Below are 18,159 nucleotides of genomic sequence, written 5' to 3' on the forward strand. Positions count from 1 at the left end.
AGCATGCAGCACGGCAAGTACCGGTTCATCGCGGGGTTCCTGGCCCTGCCGCTGGCGGTCTACGCGATCTTTGTGATCTCGCCGTTCGTCCAGGCGTTCCAGATCGCGATGACCGACTGGAGCGGGCTCAAGGGCGCGGCGAAATATATCGGGTTCGACAACTACGACAAGCTCGTGCACAGCGACGAATTCTGGAACGCGCTCAAACACAACGTCATCATGCTGGTGCTCGTGCCCATCGTGACGCTGGCGCTCGGCCTGTTCTTCGCCTTCATGCTCAATGTCGGCGGCAAGGCCCGGCGGGGCGCGGTGGTCACCGGGGTGCGGGGCTCGAAGTTCTACAAATTCGTCTTCTTCTTCCCGCAGGTCATCTCCATCACCATCATTTCGGTGATCTGGTTCAACATCTACAACCCCGATCCCTCGGACGGGATGCTCAACTCCCTGCTGGGGGCCGTGGGTCTGGACTCCCTGCAGAGCGCTTGGCTGGGAGAGAAGAGCATCGCGCTGGCCTGCATCATGCTCGTGATGGTCTGGGCGAACGTCGGCTTCTATGTGGTCCTCTTCTCGGCTGCCATGGCCTCCATCCCGCGGGACATCTACGAAGCGGCGCTGCTGGACGGCGCCGGCCGCGCCCACACCTTCTTCCGGATCACCCTGCCGCTGCTGTGGGACACCGTGCAGACCGGCTGGGTCTACATGGGCATCATCGCGATGGACGCCTTCGCGCTGGTGCAGATCATGTCGGTGAACATGGGCGGCCCGGACGGCGCGACGGACGTCGTCCCGCTGCGGCTCTATCAAACCGCTTTCCGCGACAGCCAATTCGGCTACGCGTCGGCCATGGGCATCGCGATGCTCATTGTGACTCTGCTGTTCGCCGTGCTCACCATGCGCTTCGCGCGGCGTGAGCGGATCGAGTTCTAGGGGTACGACGAATGACGACGGAAGCAGGCGCGGTGCCCGCGAAGGAAACGGCCGAGGCGCGGCGCCGGGGCGGGCGGGACGCCGAGCGCCGCCGCCCCGAGGGCGCGGTGCTGAATGTCTTCTCGCACGGCATTCTCGTCCTCTGGGCGGTCATGGTCGGCCTGCCGCTGATCTGGGTGCTGTGGAGTTCCTTCAAGAGCAGCGGTGACATCCTCAGCTCGCCGTGGTCGCTGCCGCGCTCGTTCCACTTCGAGAACTGGGCGCACGCCTGGGAGCGGGCCAGCATCGGCCGGTATTTCGCCAACACCATCATCGTCGTGGGGTGTTCGGTCGTCGGCACGATGGTGCTCGGGTCGATGGCGGGCTATGTGCTGGCCCGCTTCACCTTCCCCGGCAACCGCTTCATCTACTACCTCTTCGTGGCCGGGATGTCCTTCCCGGTCTTCATGCTCGTCATCCCGCTGTTCTTCGTGCTGCGGGACTTCCCCGGGGTGTCCCTGCTGGCGACGTATCCCGGGCTGATCCTGGTCTACATCGCCTTCTCGCTGCCGTTCACCGTCTTCTTCATGACGGCCTTCTTCCGTACGCTGCCGACCTCGGTGGCCGAGGCCGCCATGATCGACGGGGCCTCGCACACCCGGACGTTCTTCCAGGTCATGCTCCCGATGGCCAAGCCGGGCCTGATCAGCATCGGCATCTTCAATTTCCTGGGCCAGTGGAACCAGTACCTCCTGCCCATGGTCCTCAATCAGAACGAGCACCACTACGTCCTGACGCAGGGTCTCGCCCAGATCGCCCTCCAGCAGGGCTACGACGGGGACTGGGGCGGTCTGATGGCCGGCATGGTGATCGCCATGCTGCCGGTCCTCGTCGTCTATTTCCTCTTCCAGCGGCAGGTCCAGGCGGGCCTGACGGCGGGTGCGCTGAAGTAGCCGCCGGGGCTGTGCCGCCGCCCGGCCGGACGGTCAGTGGAGGGTGAACCAGACCGCCTTGCCGGGGCCCTGCGCGGCCGGGCGGACGCCCCAGGATCTCGCGCAGCTGTCGATGAGGGTGAGCCCGCGGCCCGACTCGTCGTACCGGCCCGCGGTGACGCGGGCCGGGATCTCGGGGCTGGTGTCGTGCACGTCCACCCGCAGGACGCCGGCGCGGCAGCTGAGGTCCACGGTCACCGGGGATTTGGTGTGCACCACGCCATTGGTGACCAGCTCCGTGACCAACAGGCAGGCGGTGTCGGCGAGATCGAGGCGGCCGTGGCGCTGCAGCGCGAGCCGCAGGGAGCTGCGCACGACGCTGATCATCCAGGGCTGGGCAGGGATCCGGAGTGTGTACCACCAGTCCGCGGTGGCCAGTTGGGGGTCCTCGCACATTTGTGGGCTCCGTTCGGGGGGAAACAGGAGGGGCATCAAGAGTGGGATGGGATCGACCGCGAGTGCATAAATTCGGTGGGCTTTCGTCCCTGTGAGTGACTGTGCTCACGGGGTGTGTGCAGGCAGACTCTCTGCCCAAAGGAAGGGAGGATTGTCATGCCGCAGAAGCCCCCAACTATCCGACAGAAGCGCCTCGGTGCGGAGCTCCGTAAGCTCCGCGAGGCCGCGGGTATGTCAGGTGAAGATGCCGCAGAGGCGCTGGAGTGCGGACAGGCCAAGATCAGCCGCATCGAGACCGGCACCAATGGGATTCGCCCATTCGAGCTACGCGGCCTGCTGAAGGCATATGGGGTGACCGACCAGGCGCTGGTCGATTCGCTCGTCGACCTCGCCCGCGAGGGCCGCCGCCAGGGCTGGTGGAACACCTACGTGAGCGCCTTTCCCGGCATCGCCGATCTCGCGCACCTGGAGTCCAAGGCGGTATCCGTCCAGGTCTGGCAGACGGTGCTCGTGCCGGGTCTGCTCCAGACCCCCGGCTATATGCGCGCGCTGTTCAAGGGCGGCCGGCACGGTTACGACGACGCCGCGGCCGAGCGCTGTGTGGCGGCCCGGACCGCCCGGCAGGCCGTGCTCGCCAAGCCGGACGCCCCCGAGCTCACCGCGGTGGTCTACGAGGCGGCGCTGCGCTGCGGGGTGGGCGGGCCGGAGGTGATGCGCGGCCAGCTGGGGCACCTCGTCGGCCTCGTGGAGAGCGGGCGGGCGCGGATCCAGGTGCTGCCGTTCGACGCGGGGGTGCACGGCGGCCTGGACGGACCGTTCGTCGTCTACGGACTGCTCGCGTCCGGCATGGACGTCGTCATGACGGACAGCCTCGCCGCGGCCGCCTATCTGGACCGGGAGGAGGACGTCCGGCGCTACCGCGAGCTCTTCGGCTCCCTGCGGTCCCTCGCGCTCGCGCCCGACGCCTCGCTCGTCATGATCAAGAAGCTGGCGGTGCGGGCGTGAGGGCCCCGCGCCCGGCGGACCCCGGCGCCCCGGGCGGATGGCAGCGGTCCCGCTTCTCCGGCAGCGGTGGCGGCCAGGAGTGCCTGGAGGCCGCGCCGGGCTCCGGCGGGCGGCTGCGGTTCCGCGAGAGCGACCGCCCGCGCACGGTGCTGACGCCCGCGCCGGACGCCTGGGCGGCCCTGCTGCGGGCGGTGAGATCCGGCGCCCTGGACGGCCCCCGGCCCGCCCGCCCACCGCGCGCGCGAGCTCGATAGGGTTCAGGGCCTTGACGGGAGTTGCCCCGGACGGCTCAGCTTAGAGTTCATATGTTGTACGGATGGCTGGGCTCCAGTGCTGTGGCCCGGCCGCGGGGCGGCGGTCGTGCCGTTCCCGGCGAGGCGGGAGTGAACAATCGTGGAGACTCCGGGGTCGCAGTCGTCACTGCACCGGGCCAACCTGGAGCGGGTCGTGCGGGCCGTGCGCATGGCGGGCTCGCTCACCCAGGCGGAGATCGCCCGCGCCACGGGCCTCTCGGCGGCCACGGTCTCCAACATCGTCCGGGAGCTCAAGGACGGCGGCACCGTCGAGGTCACCCCCACCTCCTCCGGCGGCCGCCGCGCCCGCAGCGTCTCCCTCTCCGGTGACGCCGGGATCGTCGTGGGCGTCGACTTCGGGCACACACACCTGCGGGTGGCCATCGGCAACCTCGCCCACCGGGTGCTGGCCGAGGACGCCGAGCCGCTGGATGTGGACGCCTCCGCGGCGCAGGGCCTGGACCGGGCCGAGCACCTGGTCAAGCGGCTGATCGAGGAGGCGGGCATCAACCCCGCCAAGATCGTCGGAGTGGGCCTGGGCGTGCCCGGCCCGATCGACGTCGCCTCCGGCACGCTGGGCTCGACCGCGATCCTGCCGGGCTGGGCGGGCACCAACCCCCGCGACGACCTCGCCGCCCGTATCGGCGTCCCCGTCCACGTCGACAACGATGCCAACCTCGGCGCGCTGGGCGAGCTGGTCTGGGGCGCGGGCCGGGGCGCCGGCGACCTCGCGTACATCAAGGTCGCCAGCGGCGTGGGCGCCGGCCTGGTGATCAACGGACAGATCTACCGGGGCCCGGGCGGCACCGCGGGGGAGATCGGGCACATCACGCTCGACGAGGCCGGACCGGTCTGCCGGTGCGGCAACCGCGGCTGCCTGGAGACCTTCACCGCGGCCCGCTACGTCCTGCCCCTGCTCCATTCGGCCCACGGCACCGACCTGACCGTCGCCCGCATGGTGGAGCTCGCGCGCGAGGGCGACCCCGGCTGCCGCCGGGTGATCGGCGACGTCGGCCGGCACATCGGCAGCGGCGTGGCCAATCTCTGCAACCTCCTCAATCCCAGCCGTGTGGTGCTCGGCGGCGATCTCGCGGACTCCGGCGAGCTGGTGCTCGGCCCGATCCGGGAATCCGTCTCGCGCTACGCCATTCCCAGTGCCGCGCGCCAGTTGGAGGTCGTCCCCGGCGCGCTGGGCGGCCGGGCCGAGGTGCTGGGCGCGCTGGCGCTCGTCCTGAGTGAAATGGGCGATTCCACGCTGCTGGACGATTCCCGTCCCGCGGACGCTCCCGCGCCCTCCTGACGGCCGTCAGCGTTTTCCGGCAGACCGCCACGGCCGTATCTTGAGTTCACGCAGATAACGAATGGCATCGTTGCCATCTCGTTAAGGATTTACTTCTTGACGCCCCCTTGGGGGCCGAGTTGACTTCCAGCCACCTCGGCCGCGACGACGCGGCCTCGTCAGGGAGGTATCTGCAAGTGAACACGCGTATACGGCGTGCCGCAGTGGTCGTGGCGGCCGTCTCGATGGCGGCGGGCCTGGCGGCCTGCGGCAGTGCCAAACAAGCCGGTGGCGGGGACAAGAAGGAAAAGAAGGGCTCGCTGACCATCGGCCTCCTTCTGCCGGAAAACCAGACCGCCCGTTATGAGCGATTCGACAAACCGCTGATCGAGAAGAAGATCAAGGAACTCGCGGGCACGCGGACGACGGTCCTCTACGAGAACGCCAAACAGGACGCTTCGGTTCAGCAGCAGCAGGTCGACACAATGGTCACCAAAAAGGTCGACGCGCTGATCGTGGACGCGGTGGACGCGAAGTCGATAGCGAGCTCGGTGAAGAAGGCCAACGCCAACGGAATTCCCGTCGTCGCCTACGACCGGCTGGCCGAGGGGCCCATCAAGGCGTACACCTCCGTCGACAACGAACGCGTGGGAAAGATTCAGGGCGAATCCCTGCTGAAGGAACTCGGCGACAATGCCGCAAAGGGCGACATCGTCATGATGAACGGTTCCGTCACCGACCCCAACGCCAAGATGTACAAGGACGGCGCGCACTCCGTGCTCGACGGGAAGGTCACCATCGGCAAGGAGTACGACACCAAGGAGTGGAAGCCGGAGAACGCCAACGAGAACATGAAGGGCGCCATCTCCTCGCTCGGCAAGGACAGGATCGTGGGTGTCTACTCCGCCAACGACGGCATGGCGGGCGGCATCATCACGGCCCTCAAGAGCGCCGGCTTCACCAAGCTGCCGCCGGTCACCGGCCAGGACGCCGAGCTCTCCGCGGTCCAGCGCATCCTCTCCGACGAGCAGTTCATGAGCGTCTACAAGCCCTACAAGCCCGAGGCCGACGCCGCGGCCGAACTGGCCGTCGCCCTCGCGCAGGGCGAGAAGACCGACGGCATCGCCAAGTCCACCGTGGACAGCGGCTCCGAGAAGAAGATCCCCTCCGTCATCGTCACCCCCTTCGCCCTCACCAAGCCCGACATCGCCCAGTACGTCGGCAAGGAGGGCTTCTTCACCCTGGACGAGATCTGCACCGCCAAATACAAGGCGCAGTGCGACAAGGCCGGTCTGAAGTGAGCGCCCAGCGTGCCGCCTTCAGGCGGTGGAGGAGTTGATGAACGTGTCCGCTGCGCCCGTGCTGGCGTTGCGCGGGATCTCCAAGCGGTTCGGTGCCGTCCAGGCGCTCACCGACGTGGAGTTGGAGATCTCGCCCGGCGAGGTGGTCGCCCTCGTCGGCGACAACGGCGCCGGTAAGTCCACCCTGGTCAAGACCATCGCCGGAGTCGGCCCCGCCGACGACGGGGTGATCGAGTGGGAGGGCCGGAAGGTCACCGTCGACCGGCCGCACATCGCCCAGGAGCTGGGCATCGCGACCGTCTACCAGGACCTCGCGCTGTGCGACAACCTCGATGTCGTCGGCAATCTCTTCCTCGGCCGGGAGATCGTCCGCGCCGGGGTGCTCGACGAGGTCGAGATGGAGCGCCGCTCCCGCGAGCTGCTCGCCACCCTGTCCATCCGGATTCCCAGTGTCCGCATCCCCGTCGCCGCGCTCTCGGGCGGGCAGCGGCAGACCGTCGCCATCGCCCGCTCGCTGCTCGGCGAGCCCAAGGTCGTCATCCTCGACGAGCCCACCGCGGCGCTGGGCGTCGAGCAGACCGCGCAGGTCCTCGACCTGGTCGAACGGCTGCGGGAGCGCGGCCTCGGGGTGATCCTCGTCAGCCACAACATGGCGGATGTGAAGGCCGTGGCCGACCGCGTCGCCGTGCTCCGGCTCGGCCGCAACAACGGCACCTTCGAGGTGCGCGCCACTTCCCAGGAAGAGATCATCTCCGCCATCACCGGGGCCACCGACAACGCTGTCACCCGCCGTGTGGCCCGTCGGCTGGGCGAGGGCGGCAGCGAGAGGGTGGAGGGGAACCGGTGAGCACGAATCTGTCAGATTCCCATAACGGCGAGGTTCCCGGCGGCAACGGCCAGGCCCCCGCCGAAGGCACCGTCGTCCCCGTCGACCCCCGGCTGCTGGTCCGGCAGGAAGGCTTCGCCGGGTACTGGAGCGAATTCGGCCGCAAGCTGAGCAGCGGGGAGCTGGGCTCGCTCCCCGTGGTGGTCGGCCTGATCATGATCGCCATCATCTTCCAGATGCGCGACTCGGCCTTCCTGGGCGCGGAGAACCTCTCCAACCTCTTCGTCACCGCCGCCGGCACGGGCCTGATCGCGGTCGGCATCGTCTTCGTCCTCATCCTCGGCGAGATCGATCTGTCCGTGGGCTCCGTGAGCGGTCTGGCGGCGGCCGTCTTCGCCGTGCTCAACGTCCATCACGGCATGCCGGAGTGGCTCGCCTTGGTGCTGGCGCTCCTGACGGGCGCGGTGATCGGCGCGCTGCACGGCTTCTTCTTCGCCCGCATCGGTGTGCCCGCGTTCGTGGTGACCCTGGCCGGTCTGCTCGGCTGGAACGGCCTGATGCTCCAGGTGCTCGGCTCCGACGGCACCATCAACCTCGACGACACGGGGCTCGTCGCCGACCTCACCAACCACTACTTCACCGACATCTCCGCGGCCTACGGCCTGGCGACCCTGGCCGTGGCCGCGTTCTTCCTGCTGTCGTTCCGCGACAGCAGGCGCCGCGAGGCCGCGGGCGTCCCCAGCCGGCCGCTCAGCGAGATCGTCCTGCGCACCGCGGCACTGGCGGTCCCGGCCTATGTGGTGGCCTGGTTGTTCAATCAGTACAAGGGGCTGCCGCTGGCCGTGGTGATCTTCCTCGGCGTCGTGGTCGCCCTCGACTTCGTGCTGCGCCGCACGCCGTACGGGCGCAAGGTCTTCGCGCTCGGCGGCAGCGTCGAGGCGGCCCGCCGGGCGGGCATCGACGTCCCGGCGATCCGGATCTCGGTGTTCGCGCTCTCCGGGACGATGGCGGCGCTGGGCGGGATGTTCCTGGCCTCGCAGATCAACGCCGCGAACCAGTCCTCCGGGTCGGGCAGCCTGCTGATGAACGCCATCGCGGCGGCCGTCATCGGCGGTACGAGCCTCTTCGGCGGCCGGGGCAAGACGTGGTCCGCGCTGCTGGGTGTCCTCGTCATCCAGTCCATCGCCTCGGGCATGGCCCTGCTGGGGATCGCGTCGGCGGTCCAGTACATGATCACGGGCGCGGTGCTGCTGGCGGCCGTGGTCATCGACTCGCTGTCGCGCCGCACGCAGCGGAGCGCGGGGCGCGCGTAGCGCCCGGCGACAGCCGGGATCACCGGCCGGGCCGCTGTGGGCCCGGCCGGCGATCGGGGCCGAGGAGGGGCCGGAGCCCCGTTGCCTCAGCTCACGTTCAGCGCGGTGTCGTCGATGACGAAGTCCGTCGCCAGGGAGGAGTCCTCGGTGCCCGTGAAGGTCAGCGTCACCGTCTTCCCCGCGTACGACGACAGGTCGTACGTCTTCTGCGCGTAGCCGCTGTTGCTGTCGGCGTTGGACCAGGAGGCCAGCTGGGTGGTGCCCGCCTTGAGGGTCAGGGTGTCGTAGGCCGTGCTCCCCGTCTCCTTCGTGTCGACGTGCAGCCAGAAGCTCAGGGCCGCGTGGCAGCCCGCCGGGATGCTCACGGTCTGCGCGAGCGTGTCGGTGTGGGCGCTGCCGTAGCCGTCGAGCCATGCCTTCCAGGAGCCGGAGTGCGCGGGCTGGGACGCGCTGTTGTCGATCACGCCGGAGGTGGCGGTCCAGGGCGCGGCCGTGCCGCTCTCGAAGCCCGCGTTGCCCAGCAGCTGGGCCGCCGTGCAGCTGCCGCCGGCCGCGTTGACGGTCCAGGTGAAGGAGGCGCTGCCGCTGGCCTTGGTGGCGTCCTGGGCGGTCACGGTGACGTGCGACGTGCCGGCGGTGGTCGGCGTGCCGCTGATGACGCCGGTGCTCGCGTTGATGGCCAGCCCCGCGGGCAGCCCGGTGGCGCTGTAGGTGAGCGACTGGGCGGCGTCGGAGTCGGTGGCCTTGACGGAGAGGGAGACGGCCGTGCCGACCGTGCCGCTCTGGTCGCCGGGGCTCGTCACCGAGACGGTGTTGCCGCCGGTGGAACCGGAGGTGAAGGCGCCGGTGCCGTTGGGGGTGCCGAGCCCGGTCGGTCCGTCGTAGCCGGTGCCCGCGGTGCACAGGTAGGACGGGCTGCAACTGCCGTTGGCGCCGCTGGTGACGTCGTTGAGCGCGGAGGGGTGCGCGTACGGGTACGAGGCCGGGTAGCCGCCCGCGGCGGGCGTGCCCGCGAGGGCGTAGACCGCGGCGATGATGGGCGAGGAGGCGCTGGTGCCGCCGTAGACGTTCCAGCCGCCCGCCTGGTACGTGTCGTAGACCGCGAGGCCCGTGGCGGGGTCGGCGACGGCCGAGACGTCCGCGACGGTCCGCTTCGCGCAGCCGCTGTCGTGCTGCCAGTTCGGCTTGGCGTCGTAGGCGGAGCAGCCGGATCCGGCGCCCTGGCCGCCCGCGCTCGAACCCCAGACCGATTCGGTCCAGCCGCGCGCGTTGCCCGCCCGGCTGAGCGAGGTGCCGCCCACGGACGTCACGAAGCGGGAGGCCGCCGGGTACTCGACGCCGAAGCCGCTGTCGCCGGAGCTGACGGTGATCGCGACGCCGGGGTGGTCGAAGTAGGAGGAGTCGGACGTCGGATCGGTCGCGTCCTCGGTGCCGCCGTAGCTGTTGGAGACGTATTTGGCGCCCATGGTCACGGCGCGGTTCACCGCGGCGCCGAGGTCCTCCATGCTCGCGCTGTTGGCCTCGACCAGCAGGATGTGGCACTGCGGGCAGACGGCGCTGACCATGTCGACGTCGAGCGAGATCTCGCCCGCCCAGCCGGAGTCGGCCGCCGGATAGGAGGTGCCGCCGTTCTGGTCGACCTTCTGGAAGCAGCCGTTGGCCGTGGTGCAGGCGGGCAGCCCGTACTGCGAGCGGTAGGCGGCCAGGTCCGATTCGGCGTTGGGGTCGTCGTTGGCGTCGACGATGGCCACGGTGGCGCCGGAGCCGGCCCCGGCCGGCAGGGCGTAGGCGCTGCTGAGGTCGGCCGGGCCGTAGCCGGAGGGCATGATGCCCGCCGAGATGCCCAGGTGCGGCTGGATGTCCGTACGGGCCAGGGCGAGGCAGGACATCCTGCCGGGCTGGGTGGCCTGGGAGCAGAGCCGCTTGGTGTGGGCGGCGGCGGTGGTGGCGGTGGCGGTGTGCGGGGCCGCGGTGGCGGCGGGGGAGGCGGCTATCAGGCCGCCGGTGACGAGCGCCGCGAGCGAGAGCAGCGCGGTGGTGGCACGGCCCGCCGGCCGTCTGGAGCGGAAGGATCTCTTCGTCTGCCGTCTCTTGGCTTGCACGGAACAGCCCTCCATGGGGGGTCGGATATCACCCGTGAACGAGAAAGGCCGAGGGGGTGCCGGCGGATCGCCGAAGTGCAGGGAAATGTCGAGTGCATGACAAATTCCCCCTCGGGAAGTGCCACCCCGGTGGGCGGTGGCATGCGTCGAACGTAGCGACGACCGTTCCCAAGGGACAACCGAGCGAACAGCAAAGGCTTGCTATCGGCGGTATCCCCGCGCGCCCCTGTGACGCCGGGCGGCCAGAGGTCCCAAAGGGGAACCCATCCGGCATTCCGCGCGGCCCGTGACCTTGCTACGCCGATCGCGTGACATACCTCGCACCACCCGTTCACCGCCATCGCGGGCGGAACATTAGACTCGACAGACCGGCAAGCCCGACAGGCTCGTACAGCTCGATGAAGGAGGCACGGGTGGCGCTGCTGACCCGCATCAGGGGACCGCGCGATCTGGACCGGCTGAGTCCGGAGCAGCTCGACCGGCTGGCCGCGGAGATCCGCTCCTTCCTCGTCGACGCCGTGGCGAAGACCGGCGGCCACCTCGGCCCCAACCTCGGCGTGGTCGAGCTCACCATCGCCCTGCACCGCGTCTTCGAGTCGCCGAAGGACAAGGTCCTCTTCGACACCGGCCACCAGAGCTATGTGCACAAGCTGCTCACCGGCCGCCAGGACTTCTCGAAGCTGCGCGCCAAGGACGGCCTGTCCGGCTACCCCTCGCGCGCCGAGTCCGAGCACGACGTCATCGAGAACAGCCACGCCTCCACCGTGCTCGGCTGGGCCGACGGCCTCGCCAAGGCCAACCAGGTCCGCGGCGCCGGTGACCACGTCGTCGCCGTCATCGGTGACGGCGCGCTGACCGGCGGCATGGCCTGGGAGGCGCTCAACAACATCGCGGTCGCCAAGGACCGCCCGCTGGTCATCGTCGTCAACGACAACGAGCGCTCCTACGCCCCGACCATCGGCGGCCTCGCCAACCACCTGGCCACGCTCCGCACCACCGACGGCTACGAGCGCTTCCTGGCCCGCGGCAAGGACCTGCTGGAGCGCACCCCCGTCCTCGGCAGGCCGCTCTACGAGACGCTGCACGGCGCCAAGAAGGGCCTCAAGGACTTCATCGCCCCGCAGGGCATGTTCGAGGACCTGGGCCTGAAGTACATCGGCCCGATCGACGGCCACGACATCGAGGCCCTCGAATCCGCCCTCCAGCGCGCCAAGCGCTTCGGCGGGCCCGTCATCGTGCACTGCCTCACCCAGAAGGGCCGCGGCTACAAGCCCGCCGAGCAGCACGAGGGCGACCGCTTCCACGGCATCGGCGTCATCCACCCCGACACCGGCCTGCCGGTCTCCTCGGGCGGCGCCGACTGGACCTCCGTCTTCGGTGACGAGATGGTCGAGCTCGGCCGCGAGCGGGAGGACATCGTCGCGATCACCGCGGCCATGCTCCAGCCCGTGGGCCTGGAGAAGTTCGCCAAGGCGTTCCCCGACCGCGTCTACGACGTCGGGATCGCGGAGCAGCACGCGGCGACGTCGGCGGCCGGTCTGGCGACGGGCGGGCTGCACCCGGTCTTCGCGGTGTACGCGACGTTCCTCAACCGGGCCTTCGACCAGGTGCTGATGGATGTGGCGCTGCACAAGTGCGGTGTCACCTTCGTGCTGGACCGGGCCGGGGTCACCGGCACCGACGGCGCCTCGCACAACGGCATGTGGGACATGTCGATCCTCCAGGTCGTGCCCGGCCTGCGGATCGCCGCCCCCCGCGACGCCGACCAGGTCCGCGCGCAGCTCCGCGAGGCCGTCGACGTCAAGGACGCGCCGACCGTCGTGCGCTACTCCAAGGGCGCGGTCGGCCCGGCCGTCGAGGCCGTCGGCCGGATCGGCGGCATGGACGTCCTGCGCGAGCCCGCCGCCGGTACCGACCGGCCTGACGTCCTGATCGTCTCCGTGGGCGCCCTCGCCCCCATGTGCCTGGAGATCGCCGCCCTGCTCGACCAGCAGGGCATCTCCTCGACCGTCGTCGACCCGCGCTGGGTCAAGCCGGTCGACGAGGCGCTGCCGCCGCTCGCCGCACGGCACCGCGTCGTGGTCACCGTCGAGGACAACAGCCGTGTGGGCGGCGTCGGTTCGGCCGTCGCCCAGGCGCTGCGCGATGCGGACGTCGACCTCCCGCTGCGTGACTTCGGCATCCCGCCGCGCTTCCTCGACCACGCCTCCCGCAAGGAGGTCATGGCGGAGATCGGCCTGACCGCGCCGGACATCGCCCGCCAGGTGACAGGTCTGGTCTCGAAGCTCGACGGCCGCTACGAGGAGGCCGAGCCGGCCGCCGAGGTGGCCCGCGACTGACCGGTTCCTCCCCCTCGCTCCGACGTCGGCCGGGCTCGCTCCCTCGAGCCCGGCCGACGCGCGTGCGCCCCCTATCCGGGTGGAAGCGTGACCCGTCCGCATACTGCGGGGTGCGTCCCATCGGGTGAATCCTGGGAGCGGTGGCCGGGCCCCACCCCGCGTGGGACCGAACATCGCGGAGACTCGCTCAGTTCACGGATGAGCGACGGGTCGAGCAGGAGGTGGGCCGATGAGCACGGAACAACCCCTCAAAAACAGCCCCGGAAGGCGCGGCGTCTTCCGGACCAAGACGGTGGAGCAGTCCATCCGGGACACCGAGGAGCCCGAGCACGCGCTCCGCAAGTCCCTCACCGCCCTCGACCTCACCGTCTTCGGCGTCGGCGTCGTCATCGGCACCGGCATCTTCGTGCTCACCGGCAAGGTCGCCAAGGAGAACGCGGGCCCCTCGGTGGCCCTCGCCTTCGTCCTCGCGGGCGTCGTCTGCGGGCTCGCGGCGCTGTGCTACGCCGAGTTCGCCTCCACCGTGCCGGTGGCCGGCTCCGCGTACACCTTCTCGTACGCCTCCCTCGGCGAGCTGCCCGCCTGGATCATCGGCTGGGACCTGGTCCTGGAGCTGGCCCTCGGCTGCGCGGTCGTCGCCGTCGGCTGGTCCGGTTACATCCGCTCGCTGCTGGACAACGCGGGCTGGCACCTGCCGACGGCCCTCCAGGGCACCCACGGGGGCCGCTTCGGCTTCGACATCCTCGCCTGCGCGCTCGTCCTCGTGCTCACCGTGATCCTCGTCCTCGGGATGAAGCTGTCCTCCCGGGTGACGACCGTCGTCGTCGCCGTCAAGGTCACCGTCGTCCTGATCGTGATCGTCGTCGGGGCGTTCTTCATCTCGGGCGCCAACTACCACCCGTTCGTCCCCGCGTCCGTCCCCACCGAGGCCGGGGGCGACATCAAGGCCCCGCTGGTGCAGCTGATGTTCGGCTTCTCACCGTCGAACTTCGGCCTCATGGGCATCTTCTCCGCCGCCGCCGTCGTCTTCTTCGCGTTCATCGGCTTCGACATCGTCGCCACCGCCGCCGAGGAGACCCGCAACCCGCAGCGCGACGTGCCCCGCGGCATCCTCGGCTCGCTCGCCATCTGCACGGTCCTCTACGTGGCCGTCTCCATCGTCGTCACCGGCATGCAGCGCTACAGCGAGCTCTCCACCGACGCCCCCCTCGCCGACGCCTTCAAGGCCACGGGCCACCCCTTCTGGGCCGGGCTGATCAGCTTCGGCGCGGCCGTCGGGCTCACCACCGTCTGCATGATCCTGCTGCTCGGCCAGAGCCGGGTCTTCTTCGCGATGAGCCGGGACGGGCTGCTGCCGAGGGTCTTCTCCCGCGTCCACCCCCGCTACGGCACGCCCTACCGCTCCACGATCCTGCTCGGCGTCGTCGTCGCCGTGCTCGCCGGCTTCACCTCCATCGACGTCCTCGCCGAACTCGTCAATATCGGCACGCTCTTCGCCTTCGTCGTCGTCGCCCTCGGCGTCATCCTGCTCCGCCGCAGCCGCCCCGACCTGCACCGGGCCTTCCGCACCCCGCTCGTCCCCCTGGTGCCGGTGCTGTCCGTCCTGGCCTCGCTGTGGCTCATGCTCAACCTGACGGCCGAGACCTGGCTGAGGTTCGCGGCCTGGATGGTGCTGGGCTTCGTCGTCTACTTCGTCTACGGGCGCCGCCACAGCCGCGTGCCCTGACCACCCGGGGCGGGCGGACGCCACCACGCGCCCGCCCGTCCCCCGCGGACCGCGCCACCCCCGAGGCCGTTACCCCTAGGTTGACCCGCATGCCCGTCGCCCAGCGCGCGGCCGCCCCGGCCGCCGCCCCCGCACCGCACGTCCGGGCCCCGCACGGGCCCGCGGCCCCGCCGGGGAACCGCGACGCCTTCTGGCCGCGCCTGCTGCCCGTCCTCGCGGCCCTCGCCCTCGTCACCCGGCTGCCGTCCTTCCTGCGTCCCCTGTGGAACCCCGACGAGGGCTTCCTCGCCACCGAGGCCCGCATGCTCGCCCACGGCGCCGTCCTCTACGGCACCGTCGTCGACCGCAAGCCACCCGTGCTGCCCTGGCTCTACGAACTGTGCTTCGCGCTCTTCGGCGACCACTCCCTGCTGCCGCTGAAGGCCCTCGCCGTCCTCGCCCAGCTCCTCACCGCCGTGCTGCTCGCCTCGCTCGCCCGCCGCCGCTGGGGCGAACGCGCCGGTCGCGCGGCGGGCGCGCTCTATCTCCTCGCGTCCATCGCCCTCGCCCCCGAGGACACCCAGGCCGCGGCCTTCGAGGTGTTCATGGTGCCGTGGACCGTCGCCGCCATGTGGTGCGCGGACCGCCGCCGCTGGGGCGCCGCGGGGCTCGCCGTCGCCGCCGCCATGCTCACCAAGCAGACCGGCGGAGCGGTCCTCGCCCCCGTCCTCCTGCTGCTGTGGACCGCGCGCCCCCGGGCCGTCGGCGCCGCTGCCCTCGCCCTCGGCGTGCTCCTGCCCACCGCCGCCGTCGCCTGCGCCACCGGCCCCGCCCGGCTGCTGTTCTGGTCCGTGACCGGCTCCGGGACGTACGCCTCGGCGGCCGGTGCCGTCGCGCTCGCCGCGGGCCAGGCGGTCTCCAACGCGAGCACCCTCGCCGCGGGCTGCGCCGGACTGCTGCTGCCGGTCGCCCGGCGGCTGCTGGACCGGTGCCGCGCCGCGCCCCCCGAGCTGTGGCTGTGGCTCGCCGCCTCGGCCGTGGCCGTCGCCACCGGCTTCCACTTCTTCGGCCACTACTACCTCCAGCTGATCCCGCCGCTCACCCTGCTGGGCACCTCGGCGCTGGCCGCGCTCGACGGACGGCTGCTGGGCACCTCGCTCGCGCTCTCCGCCCTCTCCTGCGCGTTCTTCCTGGCCTGGGGGCTCGCCGACCAGCCGCCCGACCTGCCGCACACGCTCAAGGTGGCCCGCGCCGTCCGCGAGCGCACCGCGCCCACCGCCCGGGTGCTGTGCTGGGGCATGCACCCCGAGACGTACTGGCTCGCGGACCGCCCGCCCGCGGGCCGCTTCCTGACCGCCGGGCTGCTCACCAACTACAGCGGCGGACGCGGCCCTTCGCACGTCGGCGAGGCGTACGGCGTGCCGGGCTCCTGGCCCGTCTTCCGCCGCGAGCTGACCCGCCGTCCGCCCGCGCTCATCGTCGACGACTCACGCGGCAAGCCGTACGGCCCGGCCCGGCTGCCGTCGCTGCGGGCCGTCCTGGACCGGGGGTACGAGCGGGTGGGCACGGCCGACGGCGCGGTGCTCTACGCCCCGGCGGGCGCCGTCACGGACGTCCTGGCCGCCGGGGGAACACCGCGCGGGGCCCGGTGACCTCGGCGCCGAGGGCCCTGACGCGCTCGCGCAGCCCGCGGTCCGCGGTGACGACCACGCAGCGCCGGCCCGGGGCCCGCTCCGCCACCACGCGCACGATCCGGTCGTCACCGCTGCCGTCCGCCTGCTCCACCCGCACCCCGGGCACCGGCTCGACGCCGCGTGCCGCGCCCTCCACCACCAGTACGATCTCCGGCGGGGGCGTGAGCGCCGGCTCGACGGCTCCCGGCGGCAGGGCCGCGCCGCCGCCCTCCGCCGAGTACGCGACGAGCCTGTCCCGCAGCCGCCGGGCCGCACCGAGGCGGTCGCGCCACCAGCCGTCGGGCACCGAACCGACGACATTCGCGCCGTCCACGACGAGGAGAGCAGTCATGCGACCAGCCTCCCACGCCAATTCCGGGCGGAATTCGGCGGCGCCCGCGATGTTATTGTCGAGGGTCGACAAAAGGGGTCCGCGCGGCGCGCAATTGCGCCCGGGTGCGGAAATGACCCGAGTGCGAGAAAGGCTGGCAGCGAGACATGGCAGTGCGTACCGCCACCCCGGTAACCGGCTGGCTGCTGCGAGGCAGTGACGGCCGTCTCACCGCCTACGCGCCGGCCGAGGGCGGTGTCGCACGCTGGACCGAGACCCGGCCCGGCGGGCCCGAGTGGACCGGCCCGGAGCTCCTGCCCGCGCCCGGCCTGGACCCGCACCTGTCCATAGCGCGCACCGGGCAGGGCTATGTGTATCTGGTCGGCGTCCGCCGCCGTAACGTCCCGGGCGACGCCGGCGACTGGACCGCGACCGAGGTGGTCTATGCCACACAGCTCCAGTCGGGCCGTCCCGTCACCAACTGGCGGTCGATCGGTACGCCCCACGGCCAGGACTGGGACCGCGCGGCGCGGATCGGCGCCCCGACGGCCGTCGTGGACTCCGCCGGCCTGCACGTCTTCGTGCGCAACGCGGGCGGCGGCGTGTGCGGCCGCCAGATGGACGCGCGCGGCATCTGGGGCCCCTGGACCGACCTGAAGGGCAGTCACGTCCTCGACGGGATGACCGCGGCCGCGACCTCCACCGGCCGCGTGGAACTCCTCGCCCCGGCGGCCGAGTTCGTGCTGCGCTGGCGGCAGAGAGAGCCCGGAGGCCAGCTGGAGCGCGTCCGCAACACCCCCGCGAAGCCGGCGCCCGCGACCGCCACGGCCGTCGCGACCGGCGACGACCGGATCACCCACTTCTGGCGCGAGGCCGCGGACTCCGCGCTCCACACCGTCCTCCCCGCGGTCGGCGGGGCCGACGACGAGCCGGTCAGCGCCTCCCTGGGCGCCGTCGGCACCGGGCCCGCCGCCGCGCTCCGCACGCCTCTCGACGGCCTCGACTGCACGGTGCTCGCCCAGCGGGCCGCCTCCGGCGTCCCCGCCGTCGCCGTCTTCCCCACCGGTGACGAGCCGGCCGGGAGCCAATGGTCGGAAACGGGCGAGGACTTCGCGGGCGCGCCCGCACTGGCCCTGGACGCCCTCGGCCGGGTGACCCTGGCGGTGCTCGGCGCGGACGGCCACTTGCGCGTCGCCCGCCAGCGGATGTCCGAGCCTGGGCTTGCGCTGGGGGACTGGGTGCGGGTGTAGTCACCCGCGGCTCCACCGGTCCGCGGCGGAGCCCGATCCCGGGCCCGGCCCGGAAGTTACCCGCTCGGCCGCGCCCCCCCGCCGAGCGGCAGCTCCATAAGAAGAAGGCAGGCAGCCCGTCGCGGGCTGCCTGCCTTCTCGCTATGCGTCCTGTGTCCCTCTTTCGGTGAACTCCTTGAACCGGAGAATGGCACTCTCCAGGGAGAACGGGTCACAGGACGAATGGTATTTCTCGCCGTCGGACCATGACCAGATCCATCGGCCGTCCTGCGACTCGTGCTTCGACTTCCGAAGCTCGCGTCCTTCGATCGTGGTGCCGATCAGGTCGATCTCGATGGTCCATCCCGGATTGTCCAGAGTCTCGATCCGGACGCCGAACTCATGCTCCCAGTCCTCGTCGCATTGAGCTTCGTACCAGGACTGGAGGAAGTGCAGTGCGTCGTTCATG

General features: G+C 71.1%; 16 protein-coding genes. 12 read left to right on the forward strand and 4 right to left on the reverse strand.

What is annotated here, in order from left to right; all coding sequences use genetic code 11:
* Nucleotides 1–3: 3 nt before the first annotated feature.
* On the forward strand, nt 4–927 hold the full coding sequence (locus ACH427_RS19705; protein WP_398870784.1) for a carbohydrate ABC transporter permease: 924 nt from the start codon (nt 4–6) through the stop codon (nt 925–927).
* A gap of 11 nt (nt 928–938) precedes the next feature.
* Nucleotides 939–1,859, forward strand: coding sequence for a carbohydrate ABC transporter permease (locus ACH427_RS19710; RefSeq protein WP_398870785.1), 921 nt, complete (start codon nt 939–941; stop codon nt 1,857–1,859).
* A gap of 33 nt (nt 1,860–1,892) precedes the next feature.
* Here the strand turns inward: ACH427_RS19710 and ACH427_RS19715 are convergent, their stop codons facing one another.
* Nucleotides 1,893–2,294 (reverse strand): ATP-binding protein, encoded by a 402-nt coding sequence (locus ACH427_RS19715; RefSeq protein WP_398870786.1) that lies wholly within the window; start codon nt 2,292–2,294, stop codon nt 1,893–1,895.
* Between the two features lie 156 nt (nt 2,295–2,450).
* On the opposite strand from ACH427_RS19715, the gene ACH427_RS19720 reads away from it, so the two are divergent.
* From ACH427_RS19720 to ACH427_RS19745, 6 genes are all read left to right on the forward strand, one after another.
* Nucleotides 2,451–3,299: a helix-turn-helix domain-containing protein gene (locus ACH427_RS19720; protein WP_398870787.1), complete on the forward strand. Its 849-nt coding sequence runs from the start codon at nt 2,451–2,453 to the stop codon at nt 3,297–3,299.
* Nucleotides 3,296–3,553, forward strand: a complete 258-nt coding sequence (locus ACH427_RS19725) for a DUF397 domain-containing protein (RefSeq protein WP_398870789.1) — start codon at nt 3,296–3,298, stop codon at nt 3,551–3,553. The genes ACH427_RS19720 and ACH427_RS19725 overlap by 4 nt, the downstream gene beginning before the upstream one ends.
* 139 nt (nt 3,554–3,692) lie before the next feature.
* Nucleotides 3,693–4,892: an ROK family protein gene (locus ACH427_RS19730; RefSeq protein WP_398870791.1), complete on the forward strand. Its 1,200-nt coding sequence runs from the start codon at nt 3,693–3,695 to the stop codon at nt 4,890–4,892.
* Nucleotides 4,893–5,068: 176 nt separating this feature from the next.
* The gene (locus ACH427_RS19735; RefSeq protein WP_398870792.1) at nt 5,069–6,172 is read left to right on the forward strand and encodes a substrate-binding domain-containing protein; all 1,104 of its coding nucleotides are present in this window, start codon (nt 5,069–5,071) and stop codon (nt 6,170–6,172) included.
* 34 nt (nt 6,173–6,206) lie between these two features.
* Entirely contained in the window at nt 6,207–7,019 is an 813-nt protein-coding gene (locus ACH427_RS19740) for an ATP-binding cassette domain-containing protein (protein WP_398870793.1), read from the forward strand.
* Nucleotides 7,016–8,311: a sugar ABC transporter permease gene (locus ACH427_RS19745; RefSeq protein WP_398870795.1), complete on the forward strand. Its 1,296-nt coding sequence runs from the start codon at nt 7,016–7,018 to the stop codon at nt 8,309–8,311. The genes ACH427_RS19740 and ACH427_RS19745 overlap by 4 nt, the downstream gene beginning before the upstream one ends.
* A gap of 86 nt (nt 8,312–8,397) precedes the next feature.
* Here the strand turns inward: ACH427_RS19745 and ACH427_RS19750 are convergent, their stop codons facing one another.
* A complete protein-coding gene (locus ACH427_RS19750) occupies nt 8,398–10,413 on the reverse strand; it encodes a putative Ig domain-containing protein (RefSeq protein ID WP_398870796.1) in 2,016 nt (671 codons plus the stop codon).
* Nucleotides 10,414–10,811: 398 nt separating this feature from the next.
* On the opposite strand from ACH427_RS19750, the gene dxs reads away from it, so the two are divergent.
* From dxs to ACH427_RS19765, 3 genes are all read left to right on the forward strand, one after another.
* Nucleotides 10,812–12,752 carry a 1-deoxy-D-xylulose-5-phosphate synthase gene (gene dxs, locus ACH427_RS19755; protein WP_398870797.1) on the forward strand — a complete coding sequence of 647 codons (1,941 nt, stop codon included), beginning with the start codon at nt 10,812–10,814 and terminating at the stop codon, nt 12,750–12,752.
* A gap of 229 nt (nt 12,753–12,981) precedes the next feature.
* On the forward strand, nt 12,982–14,478 hold the full coding sequence (locus ACH427_RS19760) for an amino acid permease (protein ID WP_398870798.1): 1,497 nt from the start codon (nt 12,982–12,984) through the stop codon (nt 14,476–14,478).
* A gap of 89 nt (nt 14,479–14,567) precedes the next feature.
* Entirely contained in the window at nt 14,568–16,109 is a 1,542-nt protein-coding gene (locus ACH427_RS19765) for an ArnT family glycosyltransferase (protein ID WP_398870799.1), read from the forward strand.
* Here the strand turns inward: ACH427_RS19765 and ACH427_RS19770 are convergent.
* The gene (locus ACH427_RS19770; RefSeq protein WP_398870800.1) at nt 16,063–16,482 is read right to left on the reverse strand and encodes an NTP pyrophosphohydrolase; all 420 of its coding nucleotides are present in this window, start codon (nt 16,480–16,482) and stop codon (nt 16,063–16,065) included. The genes ACH427_RS19765 and ACH427_RS19770 overlap by 47 nt on opposite strands.
* Before the next feature lie 146 nt (nt 16,483–16,628).
* Here ACH427_RS19770 and ACH427_RS19775 point away from each other — a divergent pair, with 146 nt between their 5' ends.
* Nucleotides 16,629–17,711: a hypothetical protein gene (locus tag ACH427_RS19775; RefSeq protein WP_398870801.1), complete on the forward strand. Its 1,083-nt coding sequence runs from the start codon at nt 16,629–16,631 to the stop codon at nt 17,709–17,711.
* Nucleotides 17,712–17,852: 141 nt separating this feature from the next.
* Here the strand turns inward: ACH427_RS19775 and ACH427_RS19780 are convergent, their stop codons facing one another.
* Nucleotides 17,853–18,158, reverse strand: a complete 306-nt coding sequence (locus tag ACH427_RS19780; RefSeq protein ID WP_398870802.1) for an Imm53 family immunity protein — start codon at nt 18,156–18,158, stop codon at nt 17,853–17,855.
* Nucleotide 18,159 lies beyond the last annotated feature (1 nt).

It is taken from the genome of Streptomyces sp. NPDC020379, assembly GCF_044387105.1.
Lineage (GTDB): Bacteria > Actinomycetota > Actinomycetes > Streptomycetales > Streptomycetaceae > Streptomyces.